The sequence below is a fragment of the Corallococcus sp. CA053C genome, assembly GCF_003611675.1.
Lineage (GTDB): Bacteria > Myxococcota > Myxococcia > Myxococcales > Myxococcaceae > Corallococcus.
The window spans coordinates 1-403 of the sequence record NZ_RAWA01000916.1 but is presented as its reverse complement, the minus strand read 5'-3'; the positions used below and the strand labels follow the sequence as shown (position 1 = coordinate 403).

The window sequence follows — 403 nt, the reverse complement described above, 5'->3', positions numbered from 1 at the left end:
GTGCATATTGATGATGGGAATCTCCATGAGTTAAATTCTCAAAATAATCAAGTTTTTGATCAAAAAATCTTGCAGGATGGTGGGATTGATTTGATTGTCATGGGGATAGGAGAAGATGGTCATTTTTGTGCAAATATGCCAGGACATACAAGTTTTGAGCGAGAAGTTTTTGCTGTTCCATTTGAAGAAGGGGATGAAATTTATCGGTCAATAAAAGAGCTGACAGATAAAGAACCGGCTTCTCCTTATGTCACTTTTGGGCCACGAACAGTTCTAGCAAGCAAGCAACTTTTAGTCTTTGCTGATGGAAAAAATAAAGCAGAGATTATGAAAAAAGTTCTTGAAGGGCCAATAACGGAGGAAGTTCCTGCTTCGATTTTGCGAACGCATCCAAATATTACCT

Annotated in this window: 1 protein-coding gene; it reads left to right on the top strand. The window is 38.2% G+C overall.

Annotated elements, in window-relative coordinates; all coding sequences use genetic code 11:
• Positions 1 to 403: 6-phosphogluconolactonase (locus D7V97_RS43870; protein WP_199729300.1), on the top strand; the 403-nt coding region annotated here is incomplete at both ends.